This is a genomic window from Leptolyngbya subtilissima AS-A7, from assembly GCF_039962255.1.
Taxonomy (GTDB): Bacteria; Cyanobacteriota; Cyanobacteriia; order Phormidesmidales; family Phormidesmidaceae; genus Nodosilinea.
On record NZ_JAMPKY010000004.1, the window covers coordinates 293,064 to 314,274 of the forward strand.

General features: G+C 57.5%; 21 protein-coding genes and 1 riboswitch. Of the genes, 9 read left to right on the forward strand and 12 right to left on the reverse strand.

What is annotated here, in order from left to right; all coding sequences use genetic code 11:
- Position 1: 1 nt before the first annotated feature.
- From NC979_RS10970 to NC979_RS11000, 7 genes are all read right to left on the reverse strand, one after another.
- On the reverse strand, positions 2–349 hold the full coding sequence (locus tag NC979_RS10970) for a YbjQ family protein (protein WP_199308895.1): 348 nt from the start codon (positions 347–349) through the stop codon (positions 2–4).
- A gap of 265 nt (positions 350–614) precedes the next feature.
- Positions 615–893 (reverse strand): GIY-YIG nuclease family protein, encoded by a 279-nt coding sequence (locus tag NC979_RS10975; protein WP_190520908.1) that lies wholly within the window; start codon positions 891–893, stop codon positions 615–617.
- A gap of 2 nt (positions 894–895) precedes the next feature.
- Positions 896–1,222, reverse strand: a complete 327-nt coding sequence (locus NC979_RS10980) for a hypothetical protein (RefSeq protein ID WP_190520575.1) — start codon at positions 1,220–1,222, stop codon at positions 896–898.
- Positions 1,223–1,231: 9 nt separating this feature from the next.
- Positions 1,232–1,891, reverse strand: a complete 660-nt coding sequence (locus NC979_RS10985; RefSeq protein WP_190520577.1) for a hypothetical protein — start codon at positions 1,889–1,891, stop codon at positions 1,232–1,234.
- A 314-nt stretch (positions 1,892–2,205) separates the two neighbouring features.
- On the reverse strand, positions 2,206–4,047 hold the full coding sequence (gene ftsH3, locus NC979_RS10990; protein ID WP_073610447.1) for an ATP-dependent zinc metalloprotease FtsH3: 1,842 nt from the start codon (positions 4,045–4,047) through the stop codon (positions 2,206–2,208).
- Positions 4,048–4,212: 165 nt separating this feature from the next.
- Positions 4,213–5,013: an aminotransferase class IV gene (locus tag NC979_RS10995; protein ID WP_190520579.1), complete on the reverse strand. Its 801-nt coding sequence runs from the start codon at positions 5,011–5,013 to the stop codon at positions 4,213–4,215.
- A 6-nt stretch (positions 5,014–5,019) separates the two neighbouring features.
- The gene (locus NC979_RS11000) at positions 5,020–6,564 is read right to left on the reverse strand and encodes an N-acetylmuramoyl-L-alanine amidase (protein WP_190520581.1); all 1,545 of its coding nucleotides are present in this window, start codon (positions 6,562–6,564) and stop codon (positions 5,020–5,022) included.
- Between the two features lie 139 nt (positions 6,565–6,703).
- On the opposite strand from NC979_RS11000, the gene NC979_RS11005 reads away from it, so the two are divergent.
- Together NC979_RS11005 and NC979_RS11010 are read left to right on the forward strand one after the other, a co-directional pair.
- Positions 6,704–7,921 (forward strand): DNA double-strand break repair nuclease NurA, encoded by a 1,218-nt coding sequence (locus NC979_RS11005; RefSeq protein WP_190520584.1) that lies wholly within the window; start codon positions 6,704–6,706, stop codon positions 7,919–7,921.
- A gap of 201 nt (positions 7,922–8,122) precedes the next feature.
- Positions 8,123–9,136 carry a WD40 domain-containing protein gene (locus NC979_RS11010; protein ID WP_190520586.1) on the forward strand — a complete coding sequence of 338 codons (1,014 nt, stop codon included), beginning with the start codon at positions 8,123–8,125 and terminating at the stop codon, positions 9,134–9,136.
- A gap of 68 nt (positions 9,137–9,204) precedes the next feature.
- On the opposite strand, the gene NC979_RS11015 is transcribed toward NC979_RS11010, so the two are convergent.
- Positions 9,205–9,948, reverse strand: coding sequence for a succinate dehydrogenase/fumarate reductase iron-sulfur subunit (locus tag NC979_RS11015; RefSeq protein ID WP_190520588.1), 744 nt, complete (start codon positions 9,946–9,948; stop codon positions 9,205–9,207).
- Positions 9,949–10,188: 240 nt separating this feature from the next.
- Between NC979_RS11015 and NC979_RS11020 the strand changes: the two genes are divergently transcribed.
- Together NC979_RS11020 and NC979_RS11025 are read left to right on the forward strand one after the other, a co-directional pair.
- Positions 10,189–10,533, forward strand: coding sequence for a translation initiation factor (locus tag NC979_RS11020; RefSeq protein ID WP_190520590.1), 345 nt, complete (start codon positions 10,189–10,191; stop codon positions 10,531–10,533).
- A gap of 5 nt (positions 10,534–10,538) precedes the next feature.
- Positions 10,539–12,662 carry a glycoside hydrolase family 10-like protein gene (locus tag NC979_RS11025; RefSeq protein ID WP_190520592.1) on the forward strand — a complete coding sequence of 708 codons (2,124 nt, stop codon included), beginning with the start codon at positions 10,539–10,541 and terminating at the stop codon, positions 12,660–12,662.
- A 44-nt stretch (positions 12,663–12,706) separates the two neighbouring features.
- Here NC979_RS11025 and NC979_RS11030 read toward each other — a convergent pair whose 3' ends face one another.
- A complete protein-coding gene (locus tag NC979_RS11030) occupies positions 12,707–13,117 on the reverse strand; it encodes a cupin domain-containing protein (protein ID WP_190520594.1) in 411 nt (136 codons plus the stop codon).
- Between the two features lie 216 nt (positions 13,118–13,333).
- Here NC979_RS11030 and NC979_RS11035 point away from each other — a divergent pair, with 216 nt between their 5' ends.
- The 3 genes from NC979_RS11035 to NC979_RS11045 all read left to right on the forward strand — a co-directional run bounded on the left by NC979_RS11035 (position 13,334) and on the right by NC979_RS11045 (position 15,641).
- Positions 13,334–13,951 carry a hypothetical protein gene (locus NC979_RS11035; RefSeq protein ID WP_190520596.1) on the forward strand — a complete coding sequence of 206 codons (618 nt, stop codon included), beginning with the start codon at positions 13,334–13,336 and terminating at the stop codon, positions 13,949–13,951.
- Between the two features lie 136 nt (positions 13,952–14,087).
- The gene (locus tag NC979_RS11040) at positions 14,088–14,372 is read left to right on the forward strand and encodes a DUF3493 domain-containing protein (protein ID WP_190520598.1); all 285 of its coding nucleotides are present in this window, start codon (positions 14,088–14,090) and stop codon (positions 14,370–14,372) included.
- A 276-nt stretch (positions 14,373–14,648) separates the two neighbouring features.
- Positions 14,649–15,641, forward strand: a complete 993-nt coding sequence (locus NC979_RS11045; RefSeq protein ID WP_190520600.1) for a ligase-associated DNA damage response exonuclease — start codon at positions 14,649–14,651, stop codon at positions 15,639–15,641.
- 47 nt (positions 15,642–15,688) lie between these two features.
- Here the strand turns inward: NC979_RS11045 and NC979_RS11050 are convergent, their stop codons facing one another.
- Positions 15,689–16,303: a hypothetical protein gene (locus NC979_RS11050; protein WP_190520602.1), complete on the reverse strand. Its 615-nt coding sequence runs from the start codon at positions 16,301–16,303 to the stop codon at positions 15,689–15,691.
- 171 nt (positions 16,304–16,474) lie between these two features.
- Positions 16,475–17,131: a HupE/UreJ family protein gene (locus NC979_RS11055; protein WP_242024068.1), complete on the reverse strand. Its 657-nt coding sequence runs from the start codon at positions 17,129–17,131 to the stop codon at positions 16,475–16,477.
- 52 nt (positions 17,132–17,183) lie between these two features.
- A riboswitch (cobalamin riboswitch) is annotated at positions 17,184–17,355 on the reverse strand.
- 117 nt (positions 17,356–17,472) lie between these two features.
- Between NC979_RS11055 and NC979_RS11060 the strand changes: the two genes are divergently transcribed.
- Positions 17,473–19,119: an ABC1 kinase family protein gene (locus NC979_RS11060; protein WP_190520606.1), complete on the forward strand. Its 1,647-nt coding sequence runs from the start codon at positions 17,473–17,475 to the stop codon at positions 19,117–19,119.
- A gap of 157 nt (positions 19,120–19,276) precedes the next feature.
- Here the strand turns inward: NC979_RS11060 and NC979_RS11065 are convergent, their stop codons facing one another.
- A complete protein-coding gene (locus tag NC979_RS11065; RefSeq protein ID WP_190520608.1) occupies positions 19,277–20,707 on the reverse strand; it encodes an FAD-binding domain-containing protein in 1,431 nt (476 codons plus the stop codon).
- 122 nt (positions 20,708–20,829) lie between these two features.
- Here NC979_RS11065 and NC979_RS11070 point away from each other — a divergent pair, with 122 nt between their 5' ends.
- Complete coding sequence (locus NC979_RS11070) at positions 20,830–20,994, forward strand: hypothetical protein (RefSeq protein ID WP_190520610.1); 165 nt, start codon at positions 20,830–20,832, stop codon at positions 20,992–20,994.
- Positions 20,995–21,211 lie beyond the last annotated feature (217 nt).

Below are 21,211 nucleotides of genomic sequence, written 5' to 3' on the forward strand. Positions count from 1 at the left end.
GCTATTCAACCCGCACGGCGGTGCCGTATGCAAACAGTTCTGCTGCGCCCTGGGTCAGCGATGCAGTGGCAAAGCGGACGTTGACAATGGCATTCGCGCCCCGCTTTTGGGCCTCTTGCACCATGCGACTGGTGGCCTCTTCGCGGGCTTCTTGCAGCAGTTCGGTGTAGCCCTTGAGCTCGCCGCCTACGATATTTTTGAGTCCAGCAGCAATGTCGCGGCCGATGTGTTTGGCTCGCACGGAGCTGCCCTGTACCAAGCCCATGTGTTGTGTAATGGTTTTGCCAGGAACGGTTTCGATGTTGGTGAGAATAATGTTAGGTGCAGAAGATCGAGGTTGAACGGTCATCTCGCGGCCTGAGGCTCTATAAAACAACGACAACCCTAGCCTTTGCGATCAGCGGCGTCGATGTTTCCTAACGGTTTGCCCACTATTGCTTGCAAACCGTTACACATAGCCTTGATGAAAAGCCATAGTGCAAGCTATTAGCGAATCCAAAATTACAATACTGAAACCCGTGCTTAGCGCTTCTGAAAATTCAGATTGCTATTAGGAAAACAAAAAAATTATGTACTTGAGGAGAAAAATCTGCCATTCCCATGATGAGGAGTCGCTATACTATCGGAGGCGACTTCAAATTGAGAACAGGTTTATAAGAATCAAAAGCTGCGCTTTCAGCACGATTTAATAGCCATTCGGGTACTTCGACCCAGTGAATATAAATATCGTTGCCATAATTAGCTACAAGTTGAGCAAGCTTATGATGGCCTCCATTCCAACGCTGGTAAAGGTTTTTAGACTGGCCAACATACAAAACAGTACCATCCTGATGAAGAACCAGGTAGATGCCACTTGTTTTAGGCAGCAGTGATAGCTGGCTAAGAGAGATTATGACTACAACTCCTCAATATGAATATCTGCTATTTGAGCTTCTAGCTGAATCCGCTTCCAATCAATCTCTATCTCATCTTGCGTCAATCCAGCTATAGCACCAACCGTGAGTAGGGATCCTTTAAGCATTTTTTCGGACTCTTCTAACTCAGTCAGGCTTATGTCGGGCGTTTGTTTCAGAGCACGGACTTGCTCCAGAATTGTTACCCAATGAGCTTTGTATCGTAAGTCGCGTCCTTCTGTTAGTTCAGGATGCCCTTTTCTGAGTTCTTGAGTTGTTTCTGTCTTAGTCAGCTTGTAAACTTCTTGCTTAACCTCAAGCATTTTCATACTGCCCCTTTACAACTTGGTGTAGTGGACAACAGTTTTAACTAACTTTAAAATTTCAGACTTCTCGATATTAAATAGATCAGATCCCAAATCAATTGCCTTATTAGATGACTTTGTACTATAAATAAGCTTAACTTTTTCTTGAATTTCCTTTGAGGCATTTTCTTGCTTCAGTACAGCCTTCACTAATTCCCGCTGTACTCGGTAAGTATCATTCCAAGTTTGTAGAGAGCGCTGACTATTTTCTAAATGTCCAATCTGCTTGATCTTTTCAGACCACGAATCTAATAACTGAGATAGAGCCGATGCTGTACTGACTCCAGCCTTCTCAAACAGAGACTTAAGTACTTGCCCTTTCTTTTGGCTGTCCTGAATAACTTTGACGTGCTCATCACGATATTTTTGCAGAATATTTTCTGCCGCTGCTACCGCAACCTGCTTTTCTTGCCTGCCAGTGATCTGACCTTGCTGCTCTGAACGAATTTGATCTAACACCTGATCATAGTTCGTCATTCGATGGCGGTAGTGATTGAATAGCTGCCGACCATCCGCTAAATCATATGGTATTTGGGATCCATTTCCATCCTGAACATTGTAGAGCTGTTCAGGATTCGTTAGTTTCACGCGCTTGCGGAGACCAGCTTTATACTCATCGTTCTCAGTACCCAAGGCTCATTCCTCAACTCGAAATAGACATAGGCTTCTCTTTGTACTCTACCCATGAATCTTTTAGGATCAATATTCTTCGGTGGATCTTGATACAATCACCAAAAATTGAACATCGATATCTTGTGAGCTAGTCAAATCAGCAAAATGAAGCACCACACATAGCATTCAGCAGGTAGCTGGTTACTAAAGCATTGTTAGGTGGCCTGTTCGGGAATGAGTTAGTTGGCAATACCCAACGGCCTACAAGAGTCATATAAAAAGGGGATGCCCAGTGGACATCCCCTTTTTATGAACTACGCAAACTTCAACGTGATTTACACAATTGATGCCATGCTCACATCGTTGGTGGCAAGCAGCTGTTGTAGCTCTTCAGAATCCACAGTTTCCTTATCCACCAGCATTGTGGCCAGTTGGTCGAGCACGTGGCGGTTATTGGTCAGCACCTGCTTAGCGCGGGTGTAGGCCTGGTCAACCAAACCCCGCACTTCGGAGTCGATGGTGGCAGCGGTCTCTTCAGAGAAATCGCGCTCGGCGGCGATATCGCGACCCAGGAACATGTTGCCCTGTTGGCGACCGAGGGCGACGGGGCCGAGCTTGTCGCTCATGCCGAAGCGGGTCACCATCTGACGAGCAACGCGAGCCACCTGCTGCAGGTCGTTGGAAGCACCAGTGGTAACTTCCTCTTCACCAAAGATGATCTCTTCAGCGATGCGGCCACCGAGGGCCACAGCCATCTGGTTTTGCAGGTAGGAGCGGGAGTAAAGGCCCGACTCTAGACGATCTTCGCTGGGGGTGAACCAAGTCAGACCACCGGCGCGACCGCGGGGAATGATGCTGATTTTCTGCACAGGGTCGTAATCGGGCATCAGGGCACCGACTAGGGCGTGCCCAGCTTCGTGGTAGGCGACCAGCTCTTTGCGCTTTTCGCTCATGACGCGGTCTTTCTTCTCGGGGCCAGCGAGGACGCGATCGATCGCATCGTTAACCTCATCCATGGAGATTTCGGTCAAGTTGCGGCGGGCGGCGAGAATGGCGGCCTCGTTCAGCAGGTTCGACAGGTCGGCTCCAGTAAAGCCGGGGGTACGACGAGCGATCTTTTGCAGATCGACATCCTTGGAGAAGGTCTTGCCGCGGGCGTGGACGTTGAGGATTTCGAGGCGACCGGCGTAATCGGGGCGATCGACCACCACCTGGCGGTCAAAACGACCGGGGCGCAACAGGGCCGCATCGAGCACGTCGGGGCGGTTGGTAGCGGCAATGATGATGATGCCGGTGTTGCCCTCGAAACCATCCATCTCGGTGAGCAACTGGTTGAGGGTTTGCTCACGCTCGTCGTTGCCGCCGCCGAGGCCTGCGCCTCGCTGACGACCGACGGCGTCAATCTCGTCGATAAACACGATACAGGGAGCGTTGGCCTTGGCCTGCTCGAACAGGTCGCGGACGCGAGAGGCACCCACACCGACAAACATTTCGACGAACTCAGAACCGGATATGGAGAAGAAGGGCACGCCCGCTTCGCCCGCAACGGCCTTGGCCAGCAGAGTTTTACCAGTACCGGGAGGGCCCACCAGCAGCACACCCTTGGGAATCTTGGCACCGACGGCAGTGAAGCGATCGGCATTCTTGAGGAAATCAACGACCTCGGTCAGCTCTAGCTTGGCCTGCTCAATACCGGCTACATCGCCAAAGGTGACTTGGGTCTGAGGCTCCATCTGCACACGGGCTTTGGACTTGCCAAAGTTCATGGCCTGGTTGCCAGGACCACTCTGGGCGCGGCGCAGCACAAAGAACAGTACCCCCAGCAGCAAGATAGGAATCAGCAGGGTGCTAAAGGCGCGAACCCAGACGCTGTCATCGCTCTGGGGCATGACGACGATGTCGACATTGTTGGTTTCCAGGGTGCTGATTAGCTCCTGGTCGTTGGGCAGGTTAACGATGATCTGACCGTTACCCTCGGGGTCTGTGAAGCGAGCGCGGGTGCGATCGGCGCTGATGTTGACGCGCTCGATCTGGTTATTTTGCACCGCGTCTAAAAACTGGCTGTAACGCCAGGTCTGGGTTTCAGGGCCAGAGCCATCAAAAATTGCGGTCGCCAGGGCAATGACTACAACGACCAGCAGGGCATATAGACCTGCATTTCTCCACCGTTTGTTCACCGGGCTATTGCCTCCACTTACTTCTTGGGATGAACTGTTGCTTAGAAACCGTTTCTAATGAAACCAATTTGGGGCTAATGCTTAAATAAGCCGCAAGATTAGAGAGATATTAACTTATGTTAACGTCATCTGTGAGAATGGGCTAATCGATAATTGGGATAGGTGCTAATTTTCGCTAAAAGCAGCCCGCAAAGCCGCTAGGGCTGGGTGCTGTGGGTTAACCTCCAGTCTACTGCGATCGCCCAAAACTGTGTGAATAGGTACTACCTGCACCCCTGAGTTGCTATAGGCCAACGCCTCAAAGCGCTGAATCACCCCCGGCGGCCAGGGGGATTGGTTGACCTGTTCCCCTTGTCGCTTCAAATATTCAATGAGATGTGAACGAACAATTCCTGGCAGTAGGCCAGCTCCCAAGCCGGGCGTGTGCCACTGACCATTGGCCCAGCCCCAGAGGTTGCCGGTGCTAGTTTCTAGCCATTGGCCTCGGGCATTCACCAGGATGGCCTCGCGTGCACCGTGCCGCTGGGCAGCCTGTAGGGCCAGCCAGGCCCCGAGGTAATTGCCGGTTTTGTAGGCGGGCTGCGATCGCCCATACATCTCCCCCCGCGCCACCCAGGCGGCAATGCCCTGGGTCTGCATCGTCTCTAGGTCTAGAGGCAGACTGCGCCCAGTCACCAGCTCACGACCGTCGGGAAGGCAGGTAATCCGCAGAACAGGATGGTCCTCTAACAATGCCTCGGCCCCCTGCCGCACCCGATCCCATGAGGGGCTGGGCCAGCCAAAATCGGTCAGGCCATGAACTAGACGCTGCTGGTGGGCCGCCCAGTGGGTGAGGGGGTGGTCAAGGCTCTGGCCATAGATTCGCAGGGTGGTAAACACTGTGGCCCCGTAGATTAGGGTGGGGTCGTTGACGGCGAGGACAATATCGCTGCCCTGGCAGAGCTGCCCGTCGAACCAGTAGGCCATTTGCCGCTACAGCCCCTGCTGGATGTATTGCAGAATGCCGCGGGCGATCGCCTGGGCCATGGATTCGCGCCAGGCGGGGTCAGCTAGGCGGGGAGCATCTTGAGCGCCGGTAACAAAGCCAATTTCGAGTAGGGTGGCGGGCATGGTGCTTTGGCGCAGCACCGCAAAGCGGGCTTGCTTGACGCCGCGATCGCGCATGCCCGTCGCTGCTAGCATGCTGGCTTGGAGGGTAGCCGCCAACCTGCGCCCGGTTTCGGAGGAATAGTACGACTCAATACCGTTAACGTCAGGGCGACTGAGGCTGATGGCGTTGGCGTGAATGCTGACAAATAGATTTGCCTGGGCACGGTTAGCGATGTCGGCTCGGGCCTGTAAATCGACGGCAACGTCCTCGCGCCGAGTCATCACCACCACAACTCCCTGGCTTTCGAGCAGCTCAGCCACCCGCAGGGAGATGGGGAAAATCACCTGCTTTTCTTGCAGACCGCCAATGCCTACTGCCCCGGGGTCACGCCCGCCGTGGCCGGGGTCAATGGCTACGACCACTCGGCCGCTCGGCACTGAGGGCAGTGGCTCTGCGGAGCGCGTAGGTGGCGGTGTGGGATTGGGCGGTGGGGAACTGGGCGGAGTTTGGGCCTGGGGCGGAGGCGTTTGAGCTTGGGGCGTCTGAGCCTGAGGCGGCCTGGCTGGAACCGCCGCGAGGGGAGCCGGTTCGTCGGCAATACTGCTGATAGGCACGCCGCTGGGGGGCAGCACAATCACGCCGCTGTTGTTGCGCAGGGCGCGCCAGTCAGGACTGGTGGGGGCGAGCCGGAGCGTGATGCGGGTAGATGGAGGATTGGTGGGCTGCTGGGCAATATTCCAGGCGATGATGCTGTAGCGGTAATTGGGCAAGTCATCGGGGCGCAGGTTGCCCGCTACGGCAGTGTTAGGTAAATCAATGATGGCAAAGCGGTTGTCGGCATCGTCGCTGGTAATTTGCACCGTGGGGGTGGGCGCCGTGCCGCTGAGCCGAACCAGGAAGCCGTCGCCGGTAGTGACCACGCCACTGAGAATGGAGCCAGCGCCAGTGCCGGTGTTGCCCTGCACTCGATTGGCCGTGGCAGTGGGAGGTGGTAAAGCCCCCGAGGCTGGCGCCGCGCCCTGGTTGAGGGTGGGCAGCTGCACCGCCCACTGGTTGGGGCGAACCCCCTGAACCCGCACATCCTGAGGGTTCAGGCTGTAGCCGGTTGCAAGCTCGATGACTAGGCGGGTGGTTTGGCGATCGAACTGGCCCGCTCGCACTTCTCGCACGGCACCGCCGACGGACTGGCTGGCATTGGTGCTGCCCATCTGAGTGTTGGGCAGGTCAACCACGATGCGGGTGGGGTTAACCAGCAGTTGAGCCCGAGGCTGCACTTGGCCGTCGGTGGTGAATACCAGCTGATTGGTTTCAGCATTAAACCACCAATATTGCAGGGTTGCAGCCCTAACGGGGGCAGCCACAACTAGGGCACCCAGGGTTGCTAACGCTCCCGAGGTGAGCCCCAAGGTGAGCCATCTTGACTCCATAAGCACGACCAAAACACGACCAAGACCTAAGCCACCCGACAGTATAACGATGAGAACCGAAGTGGCATCCGTAGGCCATAGGTTCTAGCGAAAAATTTGAAAGGGGATGTTAGTATGAGCGTACCAAATTGACTCTGCCATGCTCGACCTGATGAAGCTGGCCCGGCAGATGCAGGGCATTAGCCAGCACCTTAGCCAGGAGGCTGCTGCCGCCCAGGAGCGCATAATGGCAGCCCGCCAGCTGTTGGCGATCGCCGCCACCCATCAGCCCGATTTGGTTGCCAAGGCCGAAATTTGGGGCGATCGCGCTCCCTTCACCGCTGCCCAGCCTACCGAATCCCTTACTATTCGCAGCGTCATCGCCGCCGCCCCCGAGGCCCACACCGTCATTGCTACCGACGGGTCGCAAATTTCGCCCAGCCACCACGAGATCGCCTACTGCTATTTGATTAATGTGGGCCGCGTCGTGCTCCACTATGGCCAGAGCCGATTCCCAATGCTCGACAGCCTGCCAGAGGTTGTGTACCGCGCCGAAGATCTCTACCTGTCGCGTCAGTGGGGCATTAGCACCGAAGAATGGATGGGCCATCGCCGCACCGTGGCCGAGGCCGTGGTGCTGGCCGAAGTGGGGGAAGCCGTTCACAATAGCCTAGTTGAAGCCAACCCTAAGGCAGACAGGGTGCCTGTGCTGGCCTTAGTCGATGGGTCGCTGATCTACTGGTTTTTGGAGGCGCTGCCCGGGGATGCGCGCGATCGCATCCTTCCTCCCATCCTTGACTCGTGGGAGCGGCTGCGGCGGCAAAACATTCCGCTGGTGGGCTATCTCAGCGCTAGCCGCAGCGGCGAAGCGATGAACTTTTTGCGATTTGCGGCCTGCCCGTTCCTGCAGCCCGACTGCCAAACCCATTGCAGCAGCGAGGAGGGCAATCAGGCTGACCGGGCCCCCTGCGGTCGGTTTTTGCCGCTGCGGGATGCGACGTTTTGGGCGACAGAATTAGCCCCTGGGGAACGCAGCCCCTTCTGGCGCAGCACCGCCAGCATTTTGGATCTCTACGGCGATCATCGAGTGTACTTTTGCTACCTCAATGTCGGCCCTGAAGTGGCGCGGGTGGAAGTGCCCCAGTGGGTGATGGCCGATGAAGTGCTGTGTGAAATGGCGCTCAGAATGGTGCTCACCCAGGTGCAAAAAGGGTATGGGTATCCGGTGACGCTAGCGGAAGCGCACAATCAGGCGGTGGTTAAGGGGGGCGATCGCAGCCGATTTTTTGCCCTGCTGGAGCAAGAAATGATTCGCGCTGGGCTCAAGAATGTTGGCACCTCCTACAAAGAGGCCCGCAAGCGTGGCAGCATTGCCTGAGCCTGACTATTCTAAAAACCATAAAAACCCATAACAAACCGATCGGTAAACCAATCGGTCAGAACCTATGTTAAGCAGTATTTCGGAATAGGATGCTGTCAGGGTGTAGTCGACGGTGAATTTGCAGGCTGGGGTCAGTCTGCGCCTGCGTTTGCCGTCGCTAACGACCGATAGAGCTCTATGCCGATGCGTACCCTTGCCATGCCCCCCCAGCCCCCCAACTCTCTCTCTCAGGGCGATCCGGATGGCGATCCCTCTGCCTTTGAACTGGTGGATATGGCCGCTGCCCTTGACCAGGGCACGGCCGCTGTGCCGCCGCGCCGGGCCACCAAATGGGTTTGTACGCGAGTGCTGACGGGCCACAGCAGCTGGGTGCGATCGGTAGCCGTGAGCTCTGACGGCAACTTTATCGTCAGCGGCGGCGGTGACAAAACCGTGCGGGTGTGGAACCTGGCCACGGGTCACACCATGCGGGTGATCGACAACCATCGGGCCTGGGTGCGGGCTGTCGCCGTGAGCCCCGATCGCACCTGCTTTGCCAGCGTCAGCAACGACAACACCATTCGACTATGGGATTTCACCACCGGAGAAGCCTGGGGCGAGATGGAGGGGCACACTAACTGGGTGCGGGCCGTCGCCTTTAGCCCCAACGGCAAGTACCTATTTAGCGGCGGCCAAGACCACAAAATTTGCGTTTGGCGGCTGCGCGATCGCACCCTCGTGCACCAATTCAACGGCCATACCCACTGGGTGCGCTCCATCGCCGTTAGCCACGATGGCACTACGGTGATTAGCGGCAGCCAAGATCAAACTATTCGCCTGTATCGCATTCAGGGTAAGGGGCACAACCACGTGCTCACGGGTCACACCGGCGAGGTGCTGGCGGTGGCGGCCAGCCCCAACAACTGGCTGCTGGCCAGCGCCAGCGCCGACTGCACCGTGCGTTTTTGGAAACTCAACAGCGGTCGCCAAACTACCTGCTTTAAGGCCCACCCGGCCCCGGTCAATAGCCTCGCCTTTAACCCTAATGGCAAGCTGCTGGCCACCGCCAGCAACGACAGCACCATTCGCCTGTGGAACATGGAGCAGGGCCGCCTAACGACCATTTTGCATGGCCACGAGGGCTGGGTTTGGGGAGTAGATTTTGCCCCCAACGGCAAAACCTTGGTCAGCGCCGGATGGGATGGCACCGTTCGTATTTGGCAAGAAGAGTGATGGTTTGAGAAGTTCTTAGTTTTGAGTGCGGCGCTTAACTCAACACTCAAAATTCAACACTCAAAACTCTAAAGGCCTACCGTCGCTCGCACATACTCTCGGCGCATGGAGGCGATCGCATCGATCGAGATTCCTTTAGGGCACACCGCCTGGCATTCGCCGTGGTTAGAGCAGTCGCCGAAGCCTTCGGCGGCCATCTGGTTGCTCATGGCTAGCACCCGCTGGTGACGTTCGGGATGACCCTGGGGCAACAGGGCCAAGTGGGCTACTTTGGCGGCCGTAAACAGGGATGCTGAGGCGTTGGGACAGGCCGCGATACAGGCCCCGCAGCTAATGCAGGCGGCGTAGTCAAAGGCGGCATCGGCGTTGGCCTTAGGGACAGGGATAGCGTTGGCCTCTGGAGCTGAGCCAGTTTTGACGGAGATGTAGCCCCCGGCCATAATGATGCGATCGAGCGCGGCTCGTTCTACAACCAGATCTTTAATGACGGGGAAGCCCTTGGCCCGCCAGGGTTCAACGGTGATTTCGTCGCCATCTTTAAAGTGGCGCAGGTAGAGCTGGCAGGTAGCGGTCTGGGGCAAACCACCGTGGGCTTTGCCATTAATCATCACGCCGCAGGAACCGCAGATGCCCTCGCGGCAGTCGTGGTCAAATTCCACCGGCACTTCGCCCGCGTGAATCAGCTGCTCGTTGAGCACGTCGAGCAGCTCTAAAAACGACATATCCGGGTGGGCATCGGCCACGGTGTAGGTGCGGAACTGGCCAGGAGTGCCGGCATCGGTCTGGCGCCAAACCTTGAGGTGAAGTTGCATGGGAAGGCTGCTGCGGGGGGAATAAGGCTGCTGATTCTAGTGTAGTCCTCCCATCGGGTGGACGCCTTGCTGAAGTTCGGTTAGGAGGTTACCGCCTGCGCGCTTCAAAGTTTGGGGATGGATCTAACAATTTTTGTGAGGCCACTGGTTCCGAATCCTTCTCCCTAGGAACTGGCCTACTGCAATGCCCCGAGTTGCCCCCGCCAGTGGTATAAATCATGCAGTTTTAACAAAGCGGCTATGGGCAAGAAGGCTGGCAATAGTTCTGGAAGTGACCGTCACGCCTATCGTGAGTTTGGCCCTGCCGACCCCATGGCGCGGGGCGTGCCCGATCGCGCCCCCAATCAGCAAACCGTGCGGGTGCAGGTCAGCCGCAAAGGGCGCGGCGGTAAAACCGTCACCATCATCAACGGGTTTCAGCATAGCCCCGACCAGCTCACGGCCCTGGCCAAGCAGCTCAAGGCTCAGTGTGGCACTGGCGGCACCGCCAAAGATGACACTATTGAAATTCAGGGCGACCATGCCCAAAAGCTAGTCGAACTCCTGGTAGCCAAAGGCTATCAGGCCAAACGGAGCGGAGGTTGAAGGGTATGGGCAGGATAGGTAGGGGGTGGCGGCGATCGCTGCTAAATTTCGGTGCAGCGCTAATTTTGGTGTTGGGCAGCTCAGGGTTACTGCCTCTGCTTCCCAACACAGCGGCAGCGATAGTTCCGGCTGAGGCAGTGGCTCAGGCTCCTCGCCCTAAGCAGGAGTTAGGTGACGAGACGGATCCTAGGCCCACCTTGCCGCGGCCCGCTCTCCCACGGCCCGTGATCCCCACTGATATTCAAAGCCACTGGGCAAAGGACTGCATCACGGCCCTGGCTGAACAGCGCCTGATTACCCCCGACGCCACGGGGCTGTTTTACCCAGATGACCCGATTCTCTGGGGCGACTACGTGACGCTGTTGAACCTGATTTCGCCCGCAGGGCCAGCTCAGGAATGGGCTAACCCGCTAGAGCGGGCACTGGGGGCTCAGACTGCGCCCACGGTGGCGGCCCACTACCCCGACGCTTACTTTCAGCGCGACCGCCCCCTGGTGCGTGCCGAGGGCATTATGGCCCTGGCTACCAAGCTGGGCGGCAGCTACCAAATTGCCGCCAACACAATCATCAACGCCAACCTAGAGGACGGCCGCCAGGTGCCCCCCTACGCCCGCGAAGGGGTGGCCGCTGCCCTCACCCAGGGCGTGGTGGTGAACTATCCCCAGGCCAACCGCATTAACCCCACCCAGCGGCTCACCCGCGGCGAAGCGGCAGCTCTGTTGTGCCGTGCCGCACCCAATCCTGCCCTGCGTCAGACGATTGACCCCGCCTGGGTGGCCCAGGCCCAGACCCCCGCTGTGGTTTCCCCTGCCCGTGAAACGCGCGGCGTGTGGCTGACCAATGTGGATAGCCAAGTGCTGTTTTCTACGGAGGCGCTGCAAGCAGCGGTAACCCGCCTGGCCGACCTCAACTTCAACACGATTTACCCGGTGGTGTGGAACTACGGCCACACCCTTTACCCCAGCGCCACCGCCCGACGCGAGTTGGGGGTGAGTCAGCACCTCTACGGCGACTTGCGCGCTCCCGGCCCCGCCAGCGAAAGCGATCGCGACATGATGCGCGAGGCGATCGCCATGGGCCACGCCCGGGGCATGGCCGTGGTGCCCTGGTTTGAGTTTGGCTTCATGGCCCCCGCCAACTACGAACTCTACCGCCGCCACCCCGACTGGTTTACCCAAAAGCGAGTTGAGCCAACACCCCCTGAGCCTGAGCCCCTTGCGCCCCGTGATTCCACGCGACCGGGGGATGTGCCCAAGCTGGCCGCTGGTCTAGACGCTAAACAGGCTGCCAAGCTAACTCCTGCTTTGGATGTCCCCAAGACGGGGGATCTGGCCCGCGAAAAGCAACGGGCCGACCAGTGGCTTGCCCAAGACGACTTTCTTCCTGACCCTGACGTAGTAAACGACCCCGGCATTTGGGTGGAGGGCAACGTGATTCCGCGCCGTTGGATGAACCCCTTCCATCCCCAGGTGCAGAAGTTTCAGCTAGAGCTGATTAACGAGCTGGTCTCGAACTACGAGGTGGATGGCTTTCAGTTCGACGACCACCTGGGCCTGCCGGTGGACTTTGGCTATGACCCTTTCACCATCAACCTGTACCGGGCTGAGCACAACGGTCAGGACCCGCCTAACGACCCTCAAAACGCCGAGTGGATGACCTGGCGGGCCAACAAAATTTCTGACTTCTTGGCCGAAGTTCACAAGCTGGTGAAGGCGCGGCGGCCCAACGCGGTGGTGTCGATTTCGCCCAACCCCTACCCGTTTGCCTTTACCAACTACCTGCAAGACTGGCCCACCTGGGTTAACCGAGGCATTGTCGATGAGCTGGTGATTCAGGTCTATCGCAGCGACCAAAACCGCTTTATGTGGGAGATGAACAAGCCCTCAATTCAGGCGGCGCGGCGCAGAATTCCGGTAAACATCGGCATTCTCAGCGGCCTGCGGGCGGCTCCGGTAAAGATGGACTTTATCACTGACCAGATGGCGGCGGTGCGCGATCGCGCCTACTCCGGCATGTCGTTCTTCTTCTACGAGTCGCTGTGGATTTCGCCACCGCCAGAGACCGCCGAGCAGCGGGTGGGCAAGCTCCAGCAGGCCTTTGCTACGCCGGCTGCTCGTCCTAGTCGGTAGAGAGTAGGAGGGTAGGGAGTGGGCGGGTAAAGGACGGTGAAATATCACGGGTTATAGAGCACTACGTTCTCCTGCTCGTTGGGGTCGTTGCGAGACACGATCGCCTGCGCCGGTTCACTGTCGCTCAAATTTGTCGGCTGGTGGGGCACCCCCGCCGGAATATAGAGAAAGTCGCCCGCCTCGTTGACAATGGTTTTCTTCAAACCCTCGCCGTAGGCTGTTTTGACCCGCCCTTGAAGAATGTAAATCGCGGTTTCGTAGTCTTTGTGGAAGTGGGGCTCTGCCGAGGCCCCAGGGGGAATAATCACCAAATTCATCGAAATGCCTTGCGAGCCCGCTGTAGCTTCAGAAATGCCGACAAAGTAGGGCAGCTTTTGCAGTGTTGCGGTGTCGTGCTGGGGGCGCACGGTGACAATTTCGGCATCGGCGGGAGTGAAAGCGGCTGAGTCAGCCATGGCGGTTTCCTCAAAAATGCGGTTTCAGAAGGGGTGGGTCAGGGGAGCGGGGCAATGAGACTTAACTTTCTCGTCACCCACCAACACGTATCCTGAGGTTGCGTGGGGTCTAAGCGCCCAACGCAGCTTGTTCAATGGGTAGACAGCAGCTAACTTCTGCGCAGACCCCTCTGCCTAAGCTCTATTTCCCAGTCATAACCCAAAATTCTTAGAGCTATGCCTAAAAAAAATCATTTTTCTCAAACCCTTGCGCTGCTGGGGCTGTCGTTACTTATTGCCGCCACTGCTTGCACTAGTGAGACTACCGCTCCAGCCCCAACTCCCCCTGACGTAGAAACCCCTGCCGAAACCTCTACCGAAACGCCTCAGTCTGAGGAAGTTGGCCTGACGCTGACAGATGAAGGGCTACAGGTGATAGATTTGCAAACGGGCTCGACCACCCCCCTGGCCTTTGACAGTGACATGGCCGTTACGCTAGATGCTGTGACCCAGATTTTGGGCGAACCTGAGGAAGTCGGCGAGAACAGCGAGTGTCCCTCTGGCCCGCTGACGATCGCTAGATGGTCTAATGGTTTGGCGTTAAATGCTGCTGACGATACCTTTGTGGGCTGGGCTATGCAGTCTGGTGACGATGACACCGCCCTGACCACCGTCTCAGGCATTGGCATTGGCTCCACCCGCCAGGAGCTAGAAGAGGCTTACACCGTCGAGGTGATGGACAGTTCTCTCGGGGTCGAGTTTTCGGCAGGGAATCTCTTTGGGCTACTCACCTCACCCGAACCCACCGGCACCATTACCAATCTGTGGGCTGGGGTAGCCTGCAATTTCCGGTAGCGCGACCCACCAGAAGCCAATTGGGGGGAGCAACTTCTAAGGTGACTGTCGAGGCGCAGGGCGGCTGACTCAGCCGTCACTGCGCAGGGAATGCCTTGTAGGATGACAGTATGCTCTCCTGATTAAGGCCCGATTGATGCGCCCTGAATATAGCCGCCCCGACCAACTGCCGGATAAGCCCCCTCCGGGCATGAGCCCTGAGAAATATGCCCGGCTCAAGGCCGAAGCTCAAGCGCCCTACAAAAGCTTGCGTAAGTTTGTCTATGTCGCTGTAGGGGCCTCTGGAGCGATCGGGGCGTTTGTCTTTTTTACCCAGCTGTTGGCCGGGCGCGATGTGGGCAATGCTCTGCCCAACCTGGGGGTGCAGCTTGGGGTGATTGGGATCGTAGTGCTGCTATTTCGCCTCGAGAAAAAGGATTAATACTCAACCAGGCTCGGTAGATCGAAAACAATCCTTTCTGACGAGATCTAGCCCTCTCCCTAAATCCCTCTCCCAGGTTGGGAGAGGAACTTTGAAAGGTCCGGATTCCCTCTCCCAGAGAGGAGAGGAGCTGGGGGAGAGGGCTAACAGGAACTTTGCGATCTACTGAAGCTGTTGTAACAAGCTCTAGCGGTCTAGGGTTCAGGGTTTAAGGCAAGTCGTGCACCTGAACCCTAGCCAACCTGTCAACCCCTATCCTGCCAATTTCTTTAACCAATGACATTGATTACCGTGCGCCCTGAGGGGCTCTACTGCGAAAAAGGCGGTTTCTATATCGACCCCTGGCGCGGGGTTGAGACAGCGCTGATTACCCATGCCCACAGTGATCATGCGCGATCGGGCTCGGCTCAGTATATTGCCACGGCTCAATCAGAGGGTATTTTGCGCCGGCGGCTGGGGGAAGACATTCAGCTCCAGGGAGTTGCCTATGGAGCACCGATTAAGCTGGGCGAAACTTGGGTGTCGTTTCACTCGGCGGGGCATGTGTTGGGCTCGGCTCAGATTCGCGTTGAGCATCAGGACGAAGTCTGGGTTGTGTCGGGCGACTACAAGCGCGGTGCCGACCCATCCTGCGCCCCTTTTGAGGTGGTGCCCTGCGACACGTTCATCACTGAGGCCACCTTTGGCTTGCCGATCTACCGGTGGGAGAGTGGCGCTGAAACCACACGCCAGATCTATGACTGGTGGCAAGGCGATCCTGAGCGGCCATCAATTTTGTTTTGCTATGCCTTTGGTAAGGCCCAGCGGGTGTTGAGTGAATTGACCCAGCTCACCGATCGCCCCGTCTACGTCCACGGTGCAATCCACGTGCTGACTGAGATTTACCGCGAGCAGGGCGTGGCCATGGTGCCTACCATCTGTACCTCAGAGATGCCCCGTACCCACAGCTTCACGGGCGAGCTGGTGCTGGCGCCGCCTTCGGGCCATCGCTCTAGCTGGATGAAGCGGTTTAAGCATCCCCAAACGGCCTTTGCTTCGGGGTGGATGGCGGTGCGGGGAGCGCGACGGCGACGGGGCTACGAGCGCGGTTTCGTGCTCTCTGACCACGCCGACTGGCCAGGGCTGATACAAACGGTGAAGGATACAGGAGCCAAAACGGTGTACGTCACCCACGGTCAGTCAGACGTGGTGTCGCGCTATCTGCAAGAATCGTTAAACCTAGAGGCTATGCCTCTGGAGACGCTGTTTGAGGGAGAAGGAGATATTTAATGGCCGCAACCCCTTGGCTGGACGGAGCGATGGGCGGGCTAGCGCTGCTAATTTTGCTGGGAGGTCTGTGGATGCTCTTGAGCGGCGTGGGAGACATGGACCGCTGAACCTGAGTGCAGGGCGGCGGTGACGTAGGCCACTAGTTTGCTGCCGCCGTAGAGCACGGTAATGGCAAACAAGCCTCCAGCTACCCAACCTTGGACCCGCTGGGCAATCCACACCAGGGCTAGGACGAGGGCGATCGCATCTAACCCAAGCACATCAAGACGCGATCGCCAGCCTGCGGGCTGAATCGGTTTCGGGCTAGCAGGCTCTAAGCGAATGGAGGCTGCCAGGTTAAACCCCAGCAGGCTGACCAAGATTAGCCCCATCCCCCAACCGAGATGGCCCAGGGCGGCTATGGAGAAGCCTGCCACTTGACCAGCTATTGTCAGCATGACCACACGACTAAAGTGGCCCAGGCGCGGATCGCGCGATCGCTGGCCCACTATATCTCCATGGCGCAGGTCTACCCGAGCCATATGGGCCTGCTCTAGACTCATCAACATCAGCGACAGAGCCAGCAGGCGATAGGGCCAGGGATGGGGCTGCAATGCCTGGTATAGCAGCCCAACCGTTGCGGGCATGAACAGGGCCGCGGCCCAAGTTGGAGATAGGGTCATAGGGAATGCACCGCTGGCTCAACCAAACGGATTAAGCATACCGCCAGACCGAGAAGTTAGACCTAGCTCTTGTGCCTATTTCGCAACAGGCTCAGCCTAAGAAAGGGAATTTGGCAGGATTTGGGAATGACAGACGCTCAACGGCGTTGTGCCAACTCCCGCCTCACGATCCTAGGTGGGCAGCAAACCGTTGAGGAGCGCGGTGGCAAGAAACGTGGCTCCAATACCGCAGATCACTAGACCGGCCCGCTGTACGAAAAGAGTTGTAGACCGTTGGGTGAGCTGTCGCCCGACCAAAAAGGCAGCGATCGCAAGCCCCATCTGCACTGCTGTAAACCCAGCGAGATAGGCCACCAACGGCATGGATTCTGCACCAAAAATGGCCTCGCCGTAGGCAAACCCATGGAACAGCCCAGCTAGCACTGCCAAGCCTGTGATGGCGCTACTTTGAGGACGGTTGCGTAGCGCAAGCAGCACCCCAAACCCAAGCACTGAGCCAGCAATCACAAACTCCACTGCCGGTAACGTTAGCTCTGCCAGGTGCAGCCCTGTGCCAACCATAGCCGCCAGCACAAAGGCAGCAGGAATGACGATTCCCCAGGTGCTAACGGCTGCCAGTAGGCCCACAGCAACCACAAAGGCCACATGGTCGAGGCCAATAATGGGGTGAGCCAGTCCCGACAAAAACCCCTCAGCAAAGTTAGCGGGCACTCGGCCCCCGAGCGGATGGTGGGCCAGGCTGGGCAGGGGCAGCAGCAGGGCGGCGATCGCGCCCCCGATGCTACGACCTATCCGCTTCTGCGAAAAACCAGTCTTAATTGATTCCAAAGCAGTAAAGCGATAATTCATCCGTACCTCGCAGACGAAGAAAGAACAGTGGAAAACAGACCTGCGATCGGCGGGCATTCTGGCTCAGCGTCTTGGTGTTGGGCGAATACCCCCTCAACACCAAAACAGCTTTACAGCTGCGGGACAGCGGCAGACTTGCACTGCACTTTCCCCCTTGCCTCCAGTGGCTGATCCCCACCGGAACCGACAACGCCCAAGCATCATAGCATCGGGTGAATCTGGCCCCGCCGCTGGTTTATCAATAGTCATCTGGCGCACCACACGCAGCCAACGCCTTACCTAGGTGCGCTAGCATCGAGCAAAACCTACCCCTGCCCCCAATGGTTTCATCGTCTCGTCTGGCTCGGCAAAAAGAAATTATTGAAGTGGTGCTCGGCAACGGCTGGGACTACATGCGGCAGCTATTGGTGGGAGGCAAAGCCGATGAGCCCGAGATTCCGCCCCCCGCGGTGCTGCGCAACATTCTCACTGACCTGGGGCCGGTCTACGTCAAGCTAGGGCAGTTGTTGAGCACCCGCCCCGACCTCATGCCCCCGGCCTACATTGAGGAGCTCAGCAGCCTACAAACCACCGTACCGCCGGTAGACCCTAAGGAGATCGAAGCTTACATTCGCCAGCACCTGGGCAAGCCTCCCGAGGAGCTGTTTGAACGGCTGGACTATCAAGCGATCGCCGCCGGTTCCATTGCCCAAACCCACAAGGCGCTGCTCAAAGATGGTCGGCAGGTCGCTGTGAAGGTGCAGCGCCCCGGCATCGAGCGCCAGGTCGAGCGCGATATGACCCTAATTCGCGACGTTGCCCGGCTGGTGTCGGCTACCCAGTTTGGCCAGCGCTACAACGTAGTCGATTTAGCTGAAGAGTTTGCCGATGCCATCAATGCTGAACTCGACTTCACCACGGAGGCGGGCTACACTGACCAGCTGCGCCGCAACCTGTCTAAAAGCGCCTGGTACGACGCCAACCAGCTGATCGTGCCACAGATCTACTGGGATCTGACCAACACAAAAATTATGACCATGGAGTGGCTGGAGGGCACCCCTCTGCTCAAGGCCGATTTGCTGGCCGAAGATGCCCACAGCGATGCCGTTGGTCTGCGATCGGCCGCTACCACGCTGCTGTTTCGAGCCTTCTTCAAACAGTATTTTGTGGACGGGTTTTTCCACGCCGATCCCCACCCTGGCAACATTTTTTACTTGGAAGATGGTCGCCTAGCCCTGCTCGACTGCGGCATGATGGGCCATTTGGATCCCCGTACCCGTAACACCATAACCGAGATGGTGCTGGCGATTGTTAACTGCGACGCCCAACGCTGCTGCCAACTCACCCTACAGCTGGCCGAACCCCTCAAACCCGTCAACCTGGCTCGCCTAGAGAGCGACTATACCCGTCTGCTAGGCCGCTATTACGGGCTCAGCCTAGAGCAGATCAACACCGCCGAAATTTTTGGCGAAATCTTGGCGGCGGGCATTCGCAACAACCTGCGCTGGCCCGCCAACGTGGGGTTGTTCACCAAATCCCTCGCTAACCTAGAGGGAGCGGTCCGGCAGTTCAATCCCGGCGTCAACCTGCTCGAGGAGGTGCGCCCGCTGATGGCCGATCTGTTTCGCCAGCAAATGGTGGGGGATGACCCCTTGCTGGCGCTGCTGCGCACGGGGCTAGAGTTTCGTAACCTGTCACTGAGTTCGCCGCGCCAGCTAGGCTTTTTGCTCGATCGCCTCAGTTCAGAGCAGCTCAAGTTTAGCCTCAGCATTCAGGGTGTAGACGACCTGCGCCGCAGCCTGGATGAATCTTCTAACCGCCATTCCTTTAGCACCGTAGTGGCAGCGCTGATCATTGGGGCGGCGATCGTGTCCACGGGGCAGCAGACATCCCAGGGGCAGATCTTGAGCATTATCTTGTTTGCGGCGGCTAGTTTCTTTGGGCTGTGGCTGCTGTTTAGCATTGTGCGACCGCGACGGCGACGTTAGGCCCGCTCAGCGGTTAAAGCGTCTGCGGTTATGAGTCTGCTAAGCCAAGATGACAGATCAGCGAAGGTTTAAGGTGTACGGTTCAAGGTAGGTCGTGAACCATACACCTTAAACCCTGAACCTATGTGGCTCCTGTCACAATCAACTTGGTCACGTGTTAAGCCCTCTGAGCTTTGTACTTATCTTTAAACAGCGCCTGCTGAATTTTGTGATCGACGATGGGGGCAGGGTAGTCGCCGCGATCGCGCTCCGCAATCTTTCCCATCACTAGTGCCCCCGTATCTAGCGACCTGAGCTCCGGCACCCATTGGCGAATGTACTCGGCTTCGGCATCAAACTTTTGGGCCTGGCTGGCGGGGTTAAAAATTCGCAGCGGTTTGGGATCCATGCCGCTAGAGGCGCTCCACTGCCAGCCGCCGTTGTTGGACGACAGGTCACCGTCCACCAAATGCTGCATAAAGTATTTCTCGCCCCACTGCCAATTGACAATCAGGTCTTTGGTGAGAAAGCTGGCCACAATCATACGGCAGCGGTTGTGCATCCAGCCCATTTCGTTGAGCTGGCGCATAGCGGCATCGACAATTGGATAGCCGGTGCGCCCCTCACACCAGGCGGCAAACTGCTCTTCATCGTTCACCCAGGGAAAGTCCTTCAACTGGGCTCGGTAGGGGCCCTTGGCCAGCTCCGGGAAAAAATACATCACGTGCTGGTAAAACTCGCGCCAGGCTAGCTCCTGCTGCCAGGTTTGCACGCCGCTACGGGTTTCATCGCTGCGACTTTGTTGGTAGGCGGCCTCGGTGGCGGCCCACACTGTGCGAATGCCCACGGCCCCAAACTTCAGCGCCGCGCTGAGCCGCGAGGTGCCATTTACAAAAGGAAAGTTGCGCTGCTCGTCATAGTCGTCAATAGCGCGGCTGCCATCGCAAAACTCCTCAAGCCGCTCCAGGGCACCCTGCTCCCCCGGTTCAACGGGAAAGCCATTTTCCCAGGTAAAGCCTAAATCTGCGGCGCTAGGCAGGTCGATACAGCCCGCTTTTTTGGCGGCATCTACTTGCTCGGCACTGAGAGGTTGCAGCCCCTCCGGTGCCGGCAGGGGCGCTGCCTTAGAGCGCTTCACCCAGTTGCGCCAGAAGGGGGTATAAACCGTGTAGGGTTCGCCTGCCCCAGTTTGAATGTCTCCAGGCTCGTGCAGCAGCTGATCCCAAAAGGTGGTGCGAAACTCAATGCCGGCTTCTTTGAGAGCCTCGACAACCGCCGTATCGCGCTGGCGTGAGTAGGGCTCTACATCACGGTTCCAGTGAACGGCATCGACTGCTAGCGCTTTGGCTAGAGCCGGAATCTGTTGGCGGGGATCGCCCTGAAGAATGAGCAGCTGGCCGCCTGCTTGGGCGTAGCTATCCCGCAACCGCTCTAGACAGCCAATCATGTAGGCTACCCGCGCCGGGGCGACATCACCGTTGTCGAGAATGCCGGGATCTAGGCAGAATACACCGACCACCTGGGGGGTGCGATCGCGGGCCGCTGCCAGTCCCACATTGTCCCCTAGGCGCAGATCGCGGCGGTGCCAAAACAACAGTAAATCGACCATGAATGCAGCTCACCCTTGCTCAGCAAACCGATTCAGTATAACGACATTAGCTCCTCGGGTTAGGCAGCTTTTATCATGGGGCAGCACCCGTTTGTAGGCGGCTCACTTTAAGGAGATTAACCATGCTGCAAAATAAGCAAATCATTATGCGCACCTTCAATGGCTACCTCGACTTTGTTACCGAGAGTCAGCCGGCCGTGTCGCCCGATGTGGCCTGTCAAGTGGCAGCCCTGCTGACCCAGGCCGAGTTCAATCTGCAAATGTCTGAAAATAGCCGCAAGTCTTAGGTCGTAGCAAAGAGGATTTTGACGGGTTTTGACGAGTTGGGTTTAGGGTCTAAGGTTCAGGGTTTAGGGCAGGTCATGCACCTTAAACCCTAAACCTTGCACCTTGAACCTCGACTGACCAGTCGTCTTTAACTTGACAGACTACTTCTTTGGCTAAGGGCATCGGTGTCACTGAGCTGCTGTTTGATTTCGCTGCTGGGGTGGCCCGAGCGTTGGG